Origin of the sequence: Okeania hirsuta (assembly GCF_003838195.1) — a bacterium.
Classification (GTDB): domain Bacteria; phylum Cyanobacteriota; class Cyanobacteriia; order Cyanobacteriales; family Microcoleaceae; genus Okeania; species Okeania hirsuta.
Genome location: NZ_RCBY01000045.1, coordinates 1 through 17,814, shown reverse-complemented (window position 1 = coordinate 17,814; position 17,814 = coordinate 1). Strand labels below are relative to the sequence as shown.

General features: G+C 35.9%; 17 protein-coding genes. 13 read left to right on the top strand and 4 right to left on the bottom strand.

Annotation, left to right across the window (positions count from 1 at the left end):
- The first annotated feature begins 466 nt into the window (after positions 1–466).
- From D5R40_RS10300 to D5R40_RS41925, 6 genes are all read left to right on the top strand, one after another.
- The gene (locus D5R40_RS10300) at positions 467–2,026 is read left to right on the top strand and encodes an MFS transporter (protein WP_124143765.1); all 1,560 of its coding nucleotides are present in this window, start codon (positions 467–469) and stop codon (positions 2,024–2,026) included.
- Between the two features lie 25 nt (positions 2,027–2,051).
- Positions 2,052–2,516 carry a GAF domain-containing protein gene (locus tag D5R40_RS10295; RefSeq protein WP_124143766.1) on the top strand — a complete coding sequence of 155 codons (465 nt, stop codon included), beginning with the start codon at positions 2,052–2,054 and terminating at the stop codon, positions 2,514–2,516.
- Positions 2,517–2,892: 376 nt separating this feature from the next.
- A complete protein-coding gene (locus D5R40_RS41935; protein ID WP_339379522.1) occupies positions 2,893–3,147 on the top strand; it encodes a helix-turn-helix domain-containing protein in 255 nt (84 codons plus the stop codon).
- A gap of 57 nt (positions 3,148–3,204) precedes the next feature.
- A complete protein-coding gene (locus tag D5R40_RS41930) occupies positions 3,205–3,687 on the top strand; it encodes an RNA-guided endonuclease InsQ/TnpB family protein (RefSeq protein WP_338043136.1) in 483 nt (160 codons plus the stop codon).
- Positions 3,668–3,847, top strand: coding sequence for a transposase (locus D5R40_RS42520; protein WP_287274869.1), 180 nt, complete (start codon positions 3,668–3,670; stop codon positions 3,845–3,847). The genes D5R40_RS41930 and D5R40_RS42520 overlap by 20 nt, the downstream gene beginning before the upstream one ends.
- Complete coding sequence (locus D5R40_RS41925; RefSeq protein ID WP_205127631.1) at positions 3,766–4,302, top strand: RNA-guided endonuclease InsQ/TnpB family protein; 537 nt, start codon at positions 3,766–3,768, stop codon at positions 4,300–4,302. Before D5R40_RS42520 ends, D5R40_RS41925 begins: the two co-directional genes overlap by 82 nt.
- Here the strand turns inward: D5R40_RS41925 and D5R40_RS10285 are convergent.
- The 3 genes from D5R40_RS10285 to D5R40_RS10280 form a co-directional block, all read right to left on the bottom strand.
- The gene (locus D5R40_RS10285) at positions 4,258–4,827 is read right to left on the bottom strand and encodes an ADP-ribosyltransferase (RefSeq protein WP_161564375.1); all 570 of its coding nucleotides are present in this window, start codon (positions 4,825–4,827) and stop codon (positions 4,258–4,260) included. The genes D5R40_RS41925 and D5R40_RS10285 overlap by 45 nt on opposite strands.
- 1,005 nt (positions 4,828–5,832) lie before the next feature.
- Positions 5,833–5,991 carry a hypothetical protein gene (locus D5R40_RS34985; RefSeq protein ID WP_161564969.1) on the bottom strand — a complete coding sequence of 53 codons (159 nt, stop codon included), beginning with the start codon at positions 5,989–5,991 and terminating at the stop codon, positions 5,833–5,835.
- Between the two features lie 517 nt (positions 5,992–6,508).
- On the bottom strand, positions 6,509–7,786 hold the full coding sequence (locus D5R40_RS10280; protein WP_124143768.1) for an FGGY-family carbohydrate kinase: 1,278 nt from the start codon (positions 7,784–7,786) through the stop codon (positions 6,509–6,511).
- A gap of 82 nt (positions 7,787–7,868) precedes the next feature.
- Here D5R40_RS10280 and D5R40_RS10275 point away from each other — a divergent pair, with 82 nt between their 5' ends.
- Positions 7,869–9,095, top strand: coding sequence for a cyclic nucleotide-binding domain-containing protein (locus tag D5R40_RS10275; RefSeq protein ID WP_124143769.1), 1,227 nt, complete (start codon positions 7,869–7,871; stop codon positions 9,093–9,095).
- A 114-nt stretch (positions 9,096–9,209) separates the two neighbouring features.
- Here D5R40_RS10275 and rdgB read toward each other — a convergent pair whose 3' ends face one another.
- The gene (gene rdgB / locus D5R40_RS10270; RefSeq protein ID WP_124143770.1) at positions 9,210–9,815 is read right to left on the bottom strand and encodes an RdgB/HAM1 family non-canonical purine NTP pyrophosphatase; all 606 of its coding nucleotides are present in this window, start codon (positions 9,813–9,815) and stop codon (positions 9,210–9,212) included.
- 1,114 nt (positions 9,816–10,929) lie between these two features.
- On the opposite strand from rdgB, the gene D5R40_RS39415 reads away from it, so the two are divergent.
- From D5R40_RS39415 to D5R40_RS10245, 6 genes are all read left to right on the top strand, one after another.
- Complete coding sequence (locus D5R40_RS39415) at positions 10,930–11,148, top strand: hypothetical protein (protein WP_240041572.1); 219 nt, start codon at positions 10,930–10,932, stop codon at positions 11,146–11,148.
- Positions 11,149–11,215: 67 nt separating this feature from the next.
- Positions 11,216–12,067 (top strand): CHAT domain-containing protein, encoded by an 852-nt coding sequence (locus D5R40_RS39410; protein ID WP_240038817.1) that lies wholly within the window; start codon positions 11,216–11,218, stop codon positions 12,065–12,067.
- 927 nt (positions 12,068–12,994) lie between these two features.
- On the top strand, positions 12,995–13,915 hold the full coding sequence (gene argF / locus D5R40_RS10260; protein ID WP_124143771.1) for an ornithine carbamoyltransferase: 921 nt from the start codon (positions 12,995–12,997) through the stop codon (positions 13,913–13,915).
- Between the two features lie 841 nt (positions 13,916–14,756).
- Positions 14,757–16,568 (top strand): sodium:solute symporter family protein, encoded by a 1,812-nt coding sequence (locus D5R40_RS10255; protein WP_124143772.1) that lies wholly within the window; start codon positions 14,757–14,759, stop codon positions 16,566–16,568.
- A gap of 390 nt (positions 16,569–16,958) precedes the next feature.
- Positions 16,959–17,141, top strand: coding sequence for a DUF8624 family small hydrophobic protein (locus D5R40_RS10250; protein WP_124143773.1), 183 nt, complete (start codon positions 16,959–16,961; stop codon positions 17,139–17,141).
- A gap of 6 nt (positions 17,142–17,147) precedes the next feature.
- On the top strand, positions 17,148–17,651 hold the full coding sequence (locus D5R40_RS10245; RefSeq protein WP_205127263.1) for a GNAT family N-acetyltransferase: 504 nt from the start codon (positions 17,148–17,150) through the stop codon (positions 17,649–17,651).
- Positions 17,652–17,814: the final 163 nt, after the last annotated feature.

The window sequence follows — 17,814 nt, the reverse complement described above, 5'->3', positions numbered from 1 at the left end:
TGAAAAGGGAAGCTTTAAACATGAATTATTTAATTGTTAATTATTCAGTAATTGGTATAGCAATCCGCGCTTATGTTGTCAGATTTTCTAAATGCAGGGTTTGGTCTCCAAATCCCTTGGCGCTTTGGTTTAGAGACCAAACCCCTACAATTTTTTCTCACGAATGATTTCATATTGCTATATAAGATTTATATATATTTCTAAACATATATTTGTTTTAGTAAAGAAATGTTTTTAAGCCATTGCATTTCCAAGAAATTTAAGGTAATAAACTAATAATCAATTAGGAGCTAAGTAGGAAGGGCTGAATAAAGTTGAGACTGATGGTTATAAGTCTCTTGAGAGATATTAAAGTTTTACAAGCAGTCACAGTTCGGAGTTTTCATACAGAAATAACCTGACTTATTTAACATAACCTACTATCTCCTTTCTATTCTATTAGACCATAATTATTGGTAAATTATTGATGAGTAAAATAGCTAATTGGAATCCAGAAAATATAGATTTTTGGCAACAACAAGGATCGAAAATAGCAAATCGTAATCTTTGGTCTTCTATCCCTTGTTTATTATGTGCTTTTGCTATATGGCTCTATTGGAGTATTATTACCGTACAAATGAAGAACTTAGGTTTTCCATTTGAGACAGCTCAACTTTTCAACTTGAGTGCAGTTGCTGGACTTACTGGTGCAACTTTACGCATTCCAAATTCCTTCTTAGTTGCTATATCCGGGGGAAGAAATGTAATCGTTATCACCACAACATTACTAATTATTCCGTCATTAGGTACAGGGATAGCTCTACAAAACTCTAATACTCCCTATAGTCTTTTCATTATCTTAGCTGCCTTGTCTGGTTTTGGAGGTGGAAATTTTGCTTCCTCCATGTCTAACATCAGCTTCTTCTTTCCCAAGAAAAATCAAGGAGCAGCTTTAGGTTTAAATGCAGGTTTGGGGAATGTGGGTGTTAGCGTCATGCAGGTTTTATTACCTTTTGTAATGACAATTCCATTATTCGGAACCTTGAGTGGACAGGGAATTCCCTTACCTACAGACATAGGAGATAAAACTGCCGGAACATTAGTTTGGATACAAAACTGTGGACTGGTTTGGGTTCCTATTTTGGTCATCCTAGTGATTAATGCTTGGTTTAACATGAATAATTTAGTAACAGCTAGTCCCGATGTTGGTTCAACAATAAAAGAGACTTTAACAGCTTTATTAAAGTCTCTTGCCCTAATTTTCTGTGCTTTTGTTAGTGCAGCAATCGGGTTATATATGCTTCTGGTAGTAAATATTAATATGTGGATTGTTTTACCAATCACAATTGCCTTGACTGTGGTAATTATGGGTATGGTGCAAAAGCCTTTCCAAATTTCCCTCACTCCCCAATACCGGATTTTTAAGAATAAGCATAATTGGATTATGACTTGGTTATATACCATGACATTCGGTTCATTTATTGGTTATTCAGCAGCCTTTCCTTTATTAATTAGAATTGTATTTGGAGAGTTACCAGATGGTACAGTAAATCCCAATGCTATTAATCCTTTTGCTTATGCTTGGTTAGGTCCTTTAGTAGGTTCATTGATTCGACCTTTAGGTGGTTGGTTGTCTGACAAACTAGGAGGTGCAAATGTTACCCATTGGGATACAATTGTGATGATTGGTTCAGCTTTGGGAGTAGCTTATTATGTTAAACAAGCAAGTGTTTCTCAAACTCCTGAAGTTTATTTCATGCCATTTCTCATCCTTTTTCTCATTCTTTTCATTACTACTGGTATAGGTAATGGTTCAACTTTTCGGATGATTCCCATTATTTTTGAACCAAATCAAGCCGGACCAGTTTTAGGCTGGACTTCAGCGGTTGCTGCTTATGGTGCGTTTATTATTCCTAAAGTTTTTGGTGGTCAAATCAAAGCTGGTCATCCTGAATATGCACTGTATGGTTTTGCGGTTTATTACCTCAGTTGTTTAATTGTTAATTGGTGGTTTTATGCCAGAAAAAATGCTGAAATTAGTTGCTAATTGAGGTTAATTGATAATTTAAAATATGGAGAAATCAATCAGGCAAATACCTGTAACTCATCTGGAAGATACTCTAAGTAAAATATGCAAATTGACGGATTTTCATTATGGTGAAATTTGGTTGCCTAACCGGGAAAATAATTTATTAGAACTTAGCCCTTATTACCATATTGTTGGGGGTAATTACCAAGATAATTTAGAAAAATTTCACCTCTGTAGTCAAGACTTTATCATATCTGAAGGTGAAGGATTACCTGGACGAGTTTGGTTATACAAACAGCCGGAATGGATACTAAATGTCTCGGTTGAATCGGAAGGATATTTTTTGAGAAATCAAATTGCTAAAGCTTTTGGAGTTATAACTGGCTTTGCTATTCCTATGATAATCGAGGAAAAAGTATTAATGATTCTTGCTTTTTTTGCTTGTGATATTCGCTCTTATTCATCCGATATTTTAGCATTAGCAATGGATGCAACAATACACTTCTAAACTTTTATTGGAGTAATTGATACAGCAGATTCCAAGTAGATGAAGTACAGATATTAACAATTAAATGTTTCTAGTGCGGGCATCTTGCTCGCTAAGGTAAGGAACTCATCTTAGGAACTGATATGAATCCAGTAATTTTCCCAACTATATGAGAAAATCATAGATAAAAATCAGATTAATATGACTACTAAAAATCCATATATGAATCTAAGTTGCTAGTAATGTTTATCCTAAATTTATTTATGGGGTTTAGACAGTAAGAAAAAATAACTTTTACCAAAAAATTGGGTTTAACGCCTCGCCCATAAGCGGGCGACTTTTTAGTTGTTTTTTTTTAATAAATATGTTATCGTGCTGTTTAGTTTAGATAGGAATTATGAAAGCTAGATTTAAGTATCGTATCTATCCAACACCGGGACAAAAATACCGATTAGCAAAGCTATTTGGTTGTGTCCGTGTGGTTTGGAATGATAGCCTAGCTTGTTGTCAAGAAAAATATAGATCGGGAGAAAAGAAACCCACAAATTCTCAACTACAAAAACAGTTTATCACTCAATCGAAAAAGACTGAAGACAGAGAATGGTTATCAGAAGTTTCTGCTATACCATTGCAGCAATCTTTAAATGATTAAAACCAGGCTTATCAAAATTTTTTCAAATCGACAAAAGGTCAACAGAAAGGTAGACCTATAAAACCTCCTAAATTTAAAAGTAGAAAGTCAAAGCAAACTGCTAGGTTTACAAAAGGAGGATTTAAAGTTGGTCAACATAAAGTTTATTTGGCTAAGATTGGAAAGCTGAAAATAGTCTGGTCAAGAGAGTTACCCGCTGCCCCATCATCAGTAACAGTAATCAAAGATTCAGCTCATAGATATTTCTTGAGTTTTGTAGTAGAAATACAACCAGAAACTTTACCTAAAACTGATAATTCAGTAGGTATAGATTTAGGCATTTCAACCTTTGCTACATTTAGTGACGGTACAAAAGTTGATGCTCCTAAGCCACTTAAGAAAAGAATTAAGAAGCATCGAAAGTTAAGTAAGTCATTATCTCATAAAACTAAGGGGTCTAGAAGGTATGAGAAAGCGAGAGTAAGAGTTGCCAAATTTTCCTACAGAATGCTACGCAAACATGCCAAACTAAAAGATACGCTTGACAGATTTTCTGCATAAATTATCTACTAAAATAATTCGTGAAAACCAAACAGTTGTTTTAGAAGATTTAAACGTTTCTGGTATGGTGAAAAAGCGGTGCGACCCCGCGACGACGACAGCTCGCTTGCGGAACGCGCACCAAGAGACCGTAAATTATCCAGAGCCATATCAGATTTAGGTTGGAGACAATTTAGGACACTGTTAGAAGGAAAAACTGAAAAATACGGTCGTGATTTTAGAGTAATTAGCAAGTGGGAACCAACATCACAAAAGTGTTCATGTTGTGGATTCAAGGGTGGAAAGTTAGACCTTTCAGTAAGGGAGTGGGAATGTCTCAACTGTGGTACAAAACACGACCGTGATGAAAATGCAGCAATCAATATATTGGTTGCGGGCGGGCAGTCCGAGACAAAAAACGGACGCGGAGGCAAGCGTAACCTACCCCCATCCCCTCCCGGGAGGGGAGCAAGAGGGGTGGGTGCAGCAGCCTGTGTTAGCGGAGCTTTGCGCCAGCAAAACGTCAACCCGCCGAGGAGCTACGGCTCGGTAGGAATCCCCCTGCCTTTAGGCCGGGGAGGATGTCAAAGGTTAATTATGCTCAAAATTATTCCCTTCAATGGAAATTTCTTCTAGGTCAACATAATTTACTTTCCCTAATTTAACTTCCTTGGGCACATTAGTTACCTCATATTTAGTACCTTTGGGAACTAAAACTTCGCTTTCACTATACATTGCAGAAAAATCACTAATAGACACTCCCGAATGATTATGCTTTACCCGAATCACTACTTGGTAACAATGACCGGAATAAGTCTCAGCAATCTTTGGATCGCAAGTAAAACTGGTGACTGAATCTAAAGTATAATCTCCGTGGGGTTTTAATTGTTTAATAAAAGATTTTATTGATTTTTCACTAAAAGACATACCCCGATAAATATCACCATCATAAGCGGGCATTTTGTGCATAAAATTGTTAAGAATTTTAACATTCCCTTCGTTTTTTCCTTCTTTATCTGCCCGTCTAATTTTACGAAAATCTGAAGTAGTAAATCTTTCAAGTGCGGATAATGATTTTGCTGCTTCAATAGAACTCATTCCGCTTAATTTAGCAACCTGAGCAACGAGTTTGTTGTTTTCGCAAAGTACAACATTGTTCATAAAGTTCATCTCAACTCGATACTTTTTATTATCTCCTAAAATTACTCAAAAAGTAACCCATTCATTTAGATGATTTTTGCCTCATCCAGATGGGTGAGTTTGAAGCTTAAAATTGATCCTGACCTAATATTGCCAGCAATTTCTCAATAATTCTTCAAGAAAATTCAATAAGTATAAATAACTAATAAGTCCTAATAAAATACTATAAATTCTAATTTAATTAGTAAATTAGTAAGAAATAATCTATCAATACTTTCCCGATCAACTTGTAAAAGTACAAACTTTAGCAATAACTACCTGGACTTAAATCTTAGCAAGACCTTCCTAAAATATGAAGATAAATTACGGTCTTTTTGAGTGTAGGTTATGACCATGTTATATCATGTCAGCTCGGGTAGCGCGATAGAACTCCGTTCCGCGCTGCGAACATAAAATTCTTAGGTGGCGCGATGGTATAGCGCTGCGCGCAGGCAACAGCTCATTTGGGAACAGCTCCGGAAGGGGGAATAAAAAGCTGATAATATAAGAATTTTAGCTATTGGACAACTCCTGCAATTTGTAAATATGCCAGCGAACATTGCTATAGGTGTAAATTCAAGAGGGAACACTGGAAACGGAGCGAAAATGTGAGATATTTCTTCAATATTTAGGGGAGAATATTTTTATGATACTTAATCATCCGGATATGATGTTATACCAAGTGTGATAAATGTTTGCTACATTATTTTTATACCTAATTAAATGGATTTGATATCAAAGATAGCTCGAAAAACTATAACGTTGGAGTTTTTTTGATGGCTCTATTCTATTGCTAGAGTCTGGCAAAAGCCTTAATTTACCGTCGGTACAATAATTCCATTCCCCAAGGCGATCGCTTTTGTGGGTCGGTTAAACATCTCAAAACTATTGTACAATAGATAAATAAGAACCCCCTTGAAAAACTATAACGTTGGAGTTTTTTTTGATTTATCTATTTTATTGCTAGAGTCTGGCAAAAACCTTAATTTACCGTCGGTACAATAATTCCATTCCCCAAGGCGATCGCTTTTGTGGGTCGGTTAAACATCTCAAAACTATTGTACAATAGATAAATAAGAACCCCTTTGAAAAACTATAACGTTGAAGTTTTTTTGATTTATCTATTCTATTGCTAGAGTCTGGCAAAAGTCTTAATTTACCGTCGGTGCAATAATTCCATTCCCCAAGGCGATCGCTTTTGTGGGTAAGAATTCCGTTGAAAAACTATAACGTTGGAGTTTTTTTTGATTTATCTATTCTATTGCTAGAATCAGGCAAAAACCTTAATTTACCCTCTGTGTAAGTAAAATTCCATTCCCCAAGGCGATCGCTTTTGTGAGTCGGTTAAACATCTCAAAACTATTGTACAATAGATAAATAAGAACCCCTTTGAAAAACTATAACGTTGAAGTTTTTTTGATTTATCTATTCTATTGCTAGAGTCTGGCAAAAGTCTTAATTTACCGTCGGTGCAATAATTCCATTCCCCAAGGCGATCGCTTTTGTGGGTAAGAATTCCGTTGAAAAACTATAACGTTGGAGTTTTTTTTGATTTATCTATTCTATTGCTAGAATCAGGCAAAAACCTTAATTTACCCTCTGTGTAAGTAAAATTCCATTCCCCAAGGCGATCGCTTTTGTGGGTCGGTTAAAAATTTCAAAACTATTGTGCAATAAACTGACGACTTGCTAAAACAGCACTACCATAGGCTGCATCTGTATAAACAGCTTTCGTAATAGGTACTTGTAAATACCGTCCCCGAATCGCTGTAAAAATAGGATTTTTAGCGCCGCCCCCAGCAGTATAGACATTGGTGAGTGTAGCTGCGCTTAATGCTTGCAACAATTCATAGCCTCGTAATTCAATTTTAGCAATACCTTCAAGCAAACCATGAATAAATTTTACAGAATTTTCTGGTCTAGGCGCTAATCTTGGCAGTAATTCTGGGTCATTGATCGGAAAGCGATCGCCCTTTTGTAGCAAGGGATAATAATCTAACCCACTTTCAGTATTAGGGTCTATTTGACTACTCAAACTTGACAACTCAGCATCAGTAAAAAAATGTCGCAAAACAGCACCTCCAGTATTAGAAGCACCACCGACTAACCACAAATCTCCAAGACGATGACTATAAATTCCATATTTAGCATCATCAACCCTAGTGCGACTCAACAGTTTTAGCACCAGAGTCGAACCCAAAGAAGTTACTGCTTCTCCCGGAGTATTAGCACCACTAGCGATAAAAGCAGCAATGCTATCTGTTGTACCCCCACAGACAACACATTCAGGAGAGAGACCAAGACTATTAACAACTTCTGGAGTAACATTCCCCACTATTGCACCTGGTGTGACGACTTCAGGTAAAAGAATATTTCCCCCAACTTCAGAATTAACAAAATCAGTCAACCAGTCTGGATAAGATAAGTCGCCGACATCATAACCTAGTTTCAAAACATTGTTATAGTCGCTCACTCCTAGTTTTCTATGCAGCAAAAACCCTAACCAGTCAGCTTGATGCAAAAAATAATAAGTTTGATTTGACAGAGAAATATTTTCAATCAACCATAACAACTTTGCAAAACTAGAAGTCGCACTAATAACAGGATGATTAGAAGGAGCAATACTTTTCAACTTATCCATCATTGCCACTCCCCTACTGTCATTGTAAAGAAGCGCTTCAGTCACAGGTTCACCATAACTATTGCACAATAGTACAGTTGCCGAAGTACCATCAATAGCGATCGCTCGAATTTCCCCTCGCATTTCTTGGGGAATATGGGAAATTAGATTAAATAAAGCCGTTTGCCAAACATGAGGCAATTTATTTTGTTGAGTATTTTCCCAGACATATTGTGTTTGTGCTTTAACTTGAAAGTTAGAGTCAATAACCACAGCACGCGCTCCCGAAGTGCCAAAATCAAGCCCTAAGTATAAATTCATTTTAACTAAAAACTTGCTATAATTTAAACTAGAAAATTATATACAAAAACTAAGACGTTATAGTTTAGTACAAAAATTAAAAATGCTATCAGATACAAAGTTATCGACGATGATTTCCCCACAAGTCCTTTTTAAAATACAGTGGTTAGGTAAAAAAGTAGTTTTAGGACCAAATGAAGTTTTGTATACTCATGGGGATAAATCAGAACATCTCTACATAACACTTGAAGGTGAAGTCTTTTTATACTATGGTGACACGGAAATTTGGATTGGCCCAGGAGATTTTATTGGCGAAAATGGTTTTATTTTGGGAACTGAGCGTGTAGGCACAGTAAAAGCCGGAGAAAATGGCTGCACTTTGTGGTGTGTTACTCGAGATAAATTATTTCAAAAAGATGATGTAGAAACAACTATTTTGATGTCTCACCTCTTAATTGGAATTGCTCCTTATATGGAAATTAGAATGATGGAATTTACCGAGGAGATTAAAGTAGCAAAGGATATTGTTACTAATCATTGCGATTTTGACCATCCTTCTATTCGTTATGTAGCTAACCTATTGAAAGGTAAGGATGATTGGGAATCAGCTATCAATATTTGGGATTATGTGAGAACAATGCCTTACCGATTTGGCTTTTGGTTTGTCAAAGCTTCCCAAACGTTTGAATTTGGTTTTGGAATGTGTACGACTAAAGCTAATTTACAGGTAGCATTATTACGGGCACTAGGAATTGAAGCTAAGTACGGTGAAGCTAATGTGGCAGCGAAATACTTGATACCATTTCTACCACCTGCTTATCGGTTTAAGGTTACTAAAAATATTCGGCACTATTTTTGTTTGGTAAATTTAGATGGGAAGTGGTTTCGGAGTGATGCCTCTTTTACTAAAGAGAGTCTACAGTTATTTGCCTATGCTCACCCAGAATATTCCTTTCTTGTTAATAAGAAGTTCGCTCGTGGCGAACATTTTGCGGTTGAACGTGAAGGAGAAACCTTAGAATACACCGTCCTTGATGATTTATCTCAGGTGATGTCCAAGCGACCTTTCTACAAAATGGGTAATGTAGAGGCAATGAATATTCTTCTAGATAAAGCCCAAGGAACGTTTAGACCTATACCTATTTGGGTTACATCAACTTCCGAGTTACTTCGTTATCGCCCTCAAGCAGCTTTGATTAAGGCGTTAGCTGGTTCGGTGACAGAGGCTGATACGGTTCGTCGATACTTATTAGAAAGCATAGCACTACAAGCAGGGAATAGGGAAGAAAATTGGGTATATTCAGAAAAATCACCTGATGGTGGATTGTGAAATGGTCTTAAGATAGGCGATTGGTATAGACTGATTATGAACCGCAAGACAGGGAAATTTTTTTTCCCACTTTTCCCTGTTCCCTGCTAATCAAAGAAATAGTATCCCAGAAAACTAGGCAAAAATAGCTTTCATCTTAGGTAGTAATACTTGAAAAGCTTGACCGCGATGAGATAGCGATCGCTTCATTTCAGCAGACATTTCCGCAAAAGTCTTTTCTTGTGAAGGAACATAAAAAATGGGGTCGTAACCAAACCCATCATTTCCACGGAGACTATATAGAATTTCTCCACGGCAAATTCCCTCTGTTTCTAATGCAATTGTGCCGTCAGGTCTGGCAATGACAAGAGCGCAGACAAACTGTGCCTGACGATTAGAATTATCTCCCAATTCTGTTAATACTCGCTCTATTTGTTCGGCAACAGTAGGAGCATAACGAGCAGAATAAATACCTGGTCTGCCATCCAAAGCATCTACTGCCAATCCGGAATCATCAGCGATCGCCCATTTTCCAGTAGCTTTGGCCACAACACTAGCTTTGAGGCGAGCATTAGCTAGAAAAGTTTCCTCAGTTTCCTCAACTTCTAAATCTTTTGGTTTTAGTTGTAATTGTAAATTCAAATCTGCTAGATATTCCTGCATTTCTTGAAATTTCCCCGGATTACCAGTAGCGACAACTAGCAATTTAGGAGTAGTTTCTGTGGGAGTAATGTTTGTCATTCTTTTATATAAATATTTATTTTGTCTTAAATAGAATACCACGTTGATCAACTTTAACCAGGCTGAAGTATCCACAGTAAAAACAAACCAAATTATCGTTATACCAATTTCATAAAATATTGCTACAGTGACGACACAGGGAACAGGGAACAGGGAACAGGGAAAGAAAAACATAAATATTAAAGAGGAAAAAAGAGGAAATTTTATAATTTATGGAATTTATAATTTTTTCTTTTAGGAAGAAATCACAAATTAAGATGTAATACCAAATTGAGATGAAGCTGCATAGAATAATATTTCAAGCAGAATAGACCGTAGGTAAGCGTAGATAAAGATAGATCGATTTAATAAATTTCATCATTCTATGCAACCTCATATAAAATTGGTATAACTGCCTTTTTTGAATTTGGTATTAGTAAAGAGAAATATAAACTGAGTTCTACCAGTTTGATAAATCTTTGCTACAAATATTTAGGTTACTGCTTAGGAGTCAACCCACCCCTCGCCCCTCCCCCTCTCAGGAGGGGAAGACAGGAGTCAGGAGTCCTATGGGAATAGGTGTGATACCATTTTTTATGTAGTAATTTATCTTTATTTGTCGTAGATGGGTTTAGTAAAATATGGAGAGAGGAGAGTAGATAGAGTAGGAATTTAATCATCTATGCAATATCCGGAATGTGCCATCAAATATACTTTCCTACTTGGCTAATATAGCGTTTCCCAAACTAATGAGGTACAGTTGTTTTTCTTCTTTATAGATTCCTACGGAACTAGAACTACTACTCTCTACTCCCTACTCCCTACTCCCTACTCCCTAAAATCAAGGAATTTTGTACCTCACTCTTCTTGGGAATTGCTATATTATTTTCCAAGGGTAGACAAATACCTTAAATCTAGTTTTAAATCTTCAATTCATTAAACCAAGTATTATATGTTCCGAAAATTCTTCTCTCCTAAGAGCAAATACAAAGTTAGTCTAACAATTTTTTGGTTAATTCTTTCCCTAATTATTATGCTTAGTTTTAATTCAGACAAAATCCTTTCTGAAGATGTCAATATAAGTCAGACAGATAGATACAATATCAGTTCTAATCTCACCCTGTCAGAAAAAGTCATGAAAATGGAACAAAGACTAGAAAAAGAATTTGAAGATTATTTTGACCGAGAAATTTCAGAAGTTTCAAAAACGGGTAATGACATTGCTCAAAAATTGTTAGAAATTAGCCAAAAAAGTAATATAAGACCTGCCGTATTTTGGGCAATTCCTGAATCAAAATATTTACATTTTGTTTTGAATTTATCCTGGAAAAAAACCTTTAGTTCAAGATATTGACTCCCTCAAACGTGAAAGCCTCATTCGTAAAGTCAAATTATTTAATAATGAAATTACTAATCCTCAGATGCTTTTCACAAATTCTTACTTAAGTCTGACCCAACAACTTTATAAATCGATAATTAAACCCTTTGAAGCCAATCTTCAAGAAGAAAGAATAGACACAATATTGTTTTGTTTCGGAACAGGTTTGCGTACTCTACCAATAGCAGCATTACATGATGGAAAACAATTTTTAGTAGAGAAATATAGCCTAGCAATTATTCCTGCATTTAATTTAATCGATTCCAATTATACTCCCATTCAAAAAGCCAGAATTTTGGCAATGGGTGCTTCAGAATTTCCTGCCCAAAATCCCTTACCTGCTGTTCCAATTGAACTATCAACAATTGTTAATAGAAACCTCATAAAAAATATCTCAGCTAAAAATATTTCTAGAGGTTGGCCTGGAAAATTATTTCTTAATCAAGACTTCACCTTAAAAAACTTAAAAAATCAACTTTCTTATCAATCTTTTAATATTATTCACTTAGCAACTCATGCAGAATTTAAACCCGGAAAACCCGAAAATTCTTATATTCAATTGTGGGATACTCAACTCCATTTAGACGAAATTCAAGAGATTAATTGGAACAATCCTCCTGCAGAATTATTAGTTTTAAGTGCTTGTAAAACAGCCGTTGGAGATCGAGATGTGGAGTTAGGTTTTGCTGGATTAGCTTTACAAGCGGGAGTTCAATCTGCATTAGCAAGTTTGTGGTATGTTAACGATCTTGGTACTTTAGCTTTAATGAGTGAATTTTATGAACAGTTAAAAACAGCAGCAACGAAAGCCGAAACAATTAGGAAAACTCAAATTAAAATGATTCAAGGAGATGTGTATTTAACAAATAAAAAATTGAAATTTTCTAGAGTATAAATTTCTTTACCTCAGAGTTTACAAATATTGGGAGAAACAGATTTTTCTCATCCTTTCTATTGGTCAGGTTTTACTCTTATTAGTAGTCCTTGGTAAATATTTTTTATGGTCTTTGAAAATGTAAATTTATTTTTTTAGATTTTATAGGAGTTGCTGTGACTACAACTTAAGATTCTGTAAAATTTGATCCTTAATTTGGCTTTTTTTACAGCACTGAAACATCAGGAATACCGACAAGTAAATATTCTGCATAGTTAATTTCATACATTCTTATTTACTGCTAGTTAACCATTAGCAAATTTAGAACTATACCTCTGGTGGCTGGAAAAAGACTAACATCCAGAGTAGGTATGAAGATAGTGGCCAAATTTTAGCAGGACAAATAGCAGCTACATCAAGACTCAACCAATAGTCAAAAATTTATGAACCTAGTTATACCAATTTAAAAATAGAATGCTACAAAAAAAAGGCTGAAAATTATGCCTAAAAAGAACCTCTCCAATCCTTTAAGCTACCTATTTAGATTTTTTATGATTTGTTTATTACTTCTTACTTCTTCTTTGCCGATACTATTTGTAACAAACACTGATCAAATTGGTATTAGGTATCTGACTGTGGCCTTTATGCTTCGACGGCTGTTTTGGGACTTGAGGAAAAATTGTTATAGATTGAACCAAATTAACTTTTAACTTACTAGAGTAAAGACATTATAAAGTCTTAGCTCTAAATAGTTGGTAAATGTAAAACTATACTTATCAAGAAATAGTATTAATTCTAGTAGCTTTGGAATTTGTCATGGCGGGTTTGAAATATAAATAATTTGGTGTAAAAATTTTCACCCCAGTTATGAAACCTGCTTCAACTTTTTGAATAATTCCAATGTTAACTGAAACAATATAAGTGGTAACCTGACATTAGTGATAAATTATGGATAGTTTAAAAGGACGAAATTTATTAAGTTTAGCAGACTTGAGTTCTGATGAATTAAAAGAAATTTTACAACTGGCAAGCAAACTTAAATCAGGTAAAATAAATCTCAAATGTAATAAAGTCTTGGGGTTATTATTTTCTAAAGCTTCGACACGAACTAGGGTAAGTTTTACCGTGGCAATGTATCAATTGGGAGGTCAAGTTATTGATTTGAATCCTAATGTTACTCAAGTTAGTCGTGGGGAACCTTTGGCTGATACTGCTAGAGTTTTAGACCGATATTTGGATATTTTAGCTATTCGTACTTTTGAGCAAAAAGATTTAGAAACTTTTGCAAGTTATACAAAAATTCCTGTAATTAACGCTCTCACAGATAGGGAACATCCTTGTCAGGTAATGGCTGATTTATTGACCATTCAAGAATGTTTTGGCAAACTAGATGGATTAACTTTAAGTTATTTTGGTGATGGTAATAATATGGCAAATTCTTTACTGTTAGGTTGTGCAATGGTAGGGATGAATGTCAGGATAGCAACTCCACCAAATTATTTACCAAATGTGGAAATTGTGGAGCAAGCAAAAGCTATTACTAATGGTAAGAGTGAAGTTATAGTTACTGAAGATCCCCAAGTGGCAGTTAAGGGTGCTCAGGTACTTTATACTGATGTTTGGGCAAGTATGGGACAAGAAGAGGAAGCTAATAGTCGAATACCTATTTTTCAGCCTTATCAGGTTAATGAAAAGTTGGTAGAAAGTGCAGCAGATGATGCGATCGTGTTGCATTGTTTACCAGCTCATCGGGATGAAGAAATTACTGATGGAGTGATAGAAGGAGAGCGATCGCGAGTTTGGGATCAAGCAGAAAACAGGATGCACGCTCAAAAAGCTTTATTAGTAAGTCTTTTAGGTAGTGATTAGAGTTTACCAACTGGCAAAGTAGTAGGGACTTTTCATGGAAAGTCCCCACCAGTTTTACAGATGTAAAGATATAGCAGAAGGAAGAAGGAAGAAGAAAGAAGAAAGAAGAAAGAAGGAAGAAAGCAGCTATGCTGTTTGCCCAGCATGACCTAGGAAAGGCAGAAGGAAAAATCTGGCGTTGTCTGAGTTTTAAGCTGTAGATAAAAATAATATTATTCATCCTTATTTTTCTATTCTGTTTGTCACTTATAGAGTTTTTGAACATGCTAAAAAGAAGCATTATTTATTACTAATAATGTTAATTTTTAGAGGTTATTACTTAATTTTTATATGCAGAATATCATCATTATATTATTAAAAAAACCTTCAAATACATAACTTTTAAATTGATTATTTTTTTTGATAAATTATAAAATATTTAACCTTATACTCATATTACTTTATACTTTTTATCCTTTTTTTTGCTGTGGTTAAAGTAAATATAGCACTAAACTAAATCCGCTTTCATCCACATAATATAAATCTATTATTCCCTTAATTGCGTTTTTTTTACTCATATAGCAGTAGAAGCAAAGGGCGCGGACATATAAAAAGCTTAAAACTCAGACAAAGCAATATTTTTCCTTCTTTATTCTGCTATATAATTTAGGTTCAGCTTGGCTTTTTAGCATTTTTTTATATGATACTAACCCCTTCCTTTTTTTCTAATCTTTTTATTTAGGATTGCTATAAATAATATAAACAGTAAATTAATCTATAAAATCCATGATATTCTTAAGTTTGAAACTATGTGCTCAAAAAACAGTCACACACACACAGACTCCCAATTAAACACAAATTTATGCAACTAATTGATTGGCTGATTGTTTTAATATACCTCATCTTAACAATGTGGATGGGACTATATCTTTCTCGCAAAGGTTCAAAAAGTTTAGCAGACTTCTTTGTTTCTGGGCGATCGCTTCCTTGGTGGTTAGCTGGCACAAGTATGGCAGCGACAACTTTCTCTATAGATACTCCTCTCTATATTACTGGAGTTGTAGCTAACCGAGGAATTGCTGGTAATTGGGAATGGTGGATTTTTGGTATTTCCCATGTAATAATGATTTATATTTTTGCCAGAATGTGGCGACGTTCGGAAGTTATTACTGATGCGGAATTAACTGAACTTCGTTACGGTGGAAATATGGCTGCTATTCTCCGGGGAGTTAAAGCTTTTATCTTTGCTATTCCCATGAATTGTATTGCCATTGGTTATGCTATGTTAGCCATGGTTAAAGTTGTCGAAGCATTAGAAATTTGGCAAAATTTAGGCATTGATGCTAGTGAAAATAATCTCAAATTACTAAGTGTTATAGGTGTCAGTATATTTGTATTAATTTATGCAGGTTTATCCGGTTTATGGGGAGTAGTTGCCACAGACTTTTTCCAATTTTTCTTAGCACTATTTGGAGCAATTATTGTCGCTTTTTTTGCTGTTAATAGTGTCGGTGGCATCCAAGAATTAATAACAAAAGTTCCTGAAGTAATGCCAGACAAAGATATTTTATCCCTTTCACCTTTAACTATTGGTAAAAATGGCGATACTTTGATTAATTTTAGTAAAACAGCAGGCATAACTGCCAGTACATTTTTTGCTTATATTGCCCTTCAATGGTGGTCTTGGCGACGAAGTGATGGAGGTGGAGAATTTGTACAAAGATTTGCAGCAGCGAAAAATGAAACAGAAGCAGAAAAAGCAGCCTGGTTATTTAATATCATGCACTATGTTATTAGAACTTGGCCTTGGATTTTAGTAGCTCTAGCATCCATTGTAATTTACCCTAATTTAGAAGACCGAGAATTGGGTTATCCCAAATTAATGATTGACTTTCTTTCCCCAGGAATTTTAGGTATAGTTGTTGCCTCTTTAGTCGCCGCATTTATGAGTACAGTTTCTACCTCAATTAATTGGGGTGCTTCTTTTATTACTAACGACCTATATAGAAGATTTATTAAACCTGATGCAACTCAACCACAATTAGTTTTAGTGGGGCGACTTTCTTCTCTATTAGTAACAGTTTTAGGAGCAATTGCCGCATTTTTAGCAACAGATGTAGCAACAGTATTTAGATTAGTAATAGCCATCGGAACAGGTTCAGGATTAGTATTAATATTACGTTGGTTTTGGTGTCGGGTGAATGCAGCAGCAGAATTAACCGCTATTGTCGCTAGTTTTTTCGTAGGGATGACAACAAGTTTAGTTCCCGCTTTCAAAATTGAAGACTTTGGTTTGCGAATTATGTTTATTACTGGCACCGTAACATTACTCTGGGTAACAGCAATGTTTTTAACCCCACGAGAGTCTGATACAACTTTAGACGAATTTTATCGACGAACACTTCCCGGTGGCCCTGGTTGGAAACAGCAAAGGATGAAAACAGGTTTATCTCCAGCACAGGATTTAGGTAAAGATTTACAAAAGGTACTCGCATCTATACTATTATTATTTGGGGCACTTTTGGCAACTGGTGGCTTTCTGTTGCTCAAGCCAAACATTGGCTGGATCTTCCTAATTATTGGAGTTCTCGGTTGGGTTTGGTTGCAACAGCTCAATAAATCAAAAATTTTGCCAATGCCAAGACCAGGATTAGATGATGACGATTTTGTCTAGGGAGGAGTCAGGAGTCAGGAGTCAGGAGTCAGGAGTCAGGAGCCAGGAGTCGGGAGAGAAGAGGAGGAGAAAGTTTTTGTCGCGGAGCGACAGATCAAGCGCAGTTACCGAAAAATCGTGGTATAGGCGCCTCCCCTTTTAAGGGGATAAAAAGCGGTCGAGAGATGGTGAGGTTTCCTCGCCATATCTAATCGACCAAGAGAAAATAGAATTCCGTATTTCAAGCCTCTTGCTTTCCTACGGAATGCTGCGAAACAGCTAGAGGTACTGATAACTGATAACTGATAACTGAAATGACTGCCTACTGCCTACTCCCTCTTACAAAAATTATCAATTCTTTTCCCCTACTGCCTACTGCCTACTGCCTACTCCCTATTTAATACAAAAACCATGCAAATTTTTCGTCAATATATTGCTCCATTTCTCGTAGTCGTCATATTTTTAATTGCTATGGTAGCAGTCAGCGCTCGTATCTTTTTACCAGGGGATCTAGCAGCACCCGCTCCCACAGAGGAATTAAGTTATCCTCAAGAAGAGGCAATGCTATCCACACCCAATGTTCATTTCTCGTAATATTCAGTGGTTAGCAAGTTAATTCCAAATTACCAACTTCGTAAGGGTTCCGGTATAGACAGAGCAATTCTGGTTAAATTTATGCATTGGACTTATCAAGAACTTTTCCCAGAGCAAAATTTTAGCCATCTTGCTAAAACAGTCGATCGCTATTTATCAACTCAAACTCCTATTTGGTGGGTTGAGGTCATAGATAAACCTGTAACTTCACCAATAGGTTGTCTGTGGTTGGGGAATGCCATAGACCAGGTAGAGGGCGATCGGGTAACTCATATATTTCTGCTGTATGTCTCCCCATCCCATAGACGACTTGGTATCGGTACAGCTTTAGTTACCCATGCAGAAAATTGGGCAAAAGCTAGGGGCGATCGGCAAATTGGTTTGCAAGTGTTTGTCTCTAACCAACCCGCTCTTAATCTTTACCAGAAGTTAGGTTTTCGGTCTGAGTCTATGTTGATGGTAAAATCTTTAAACGAAGGAAGGGGTAAGAATATAGGAAGAGAAAATTGAAAGTTTCTAGGGACGTTGTATGCAACGTCTCTACTCCCACAAACCAACAATATTATGTAGATAATGTTGTTGTGCCAAATAAACGTAGGGACGTTGTATGCAACGTCTCTACTCCCACAAACCAACAATATTATGTAGATAATGTTGTTGTGCCAAATAAACG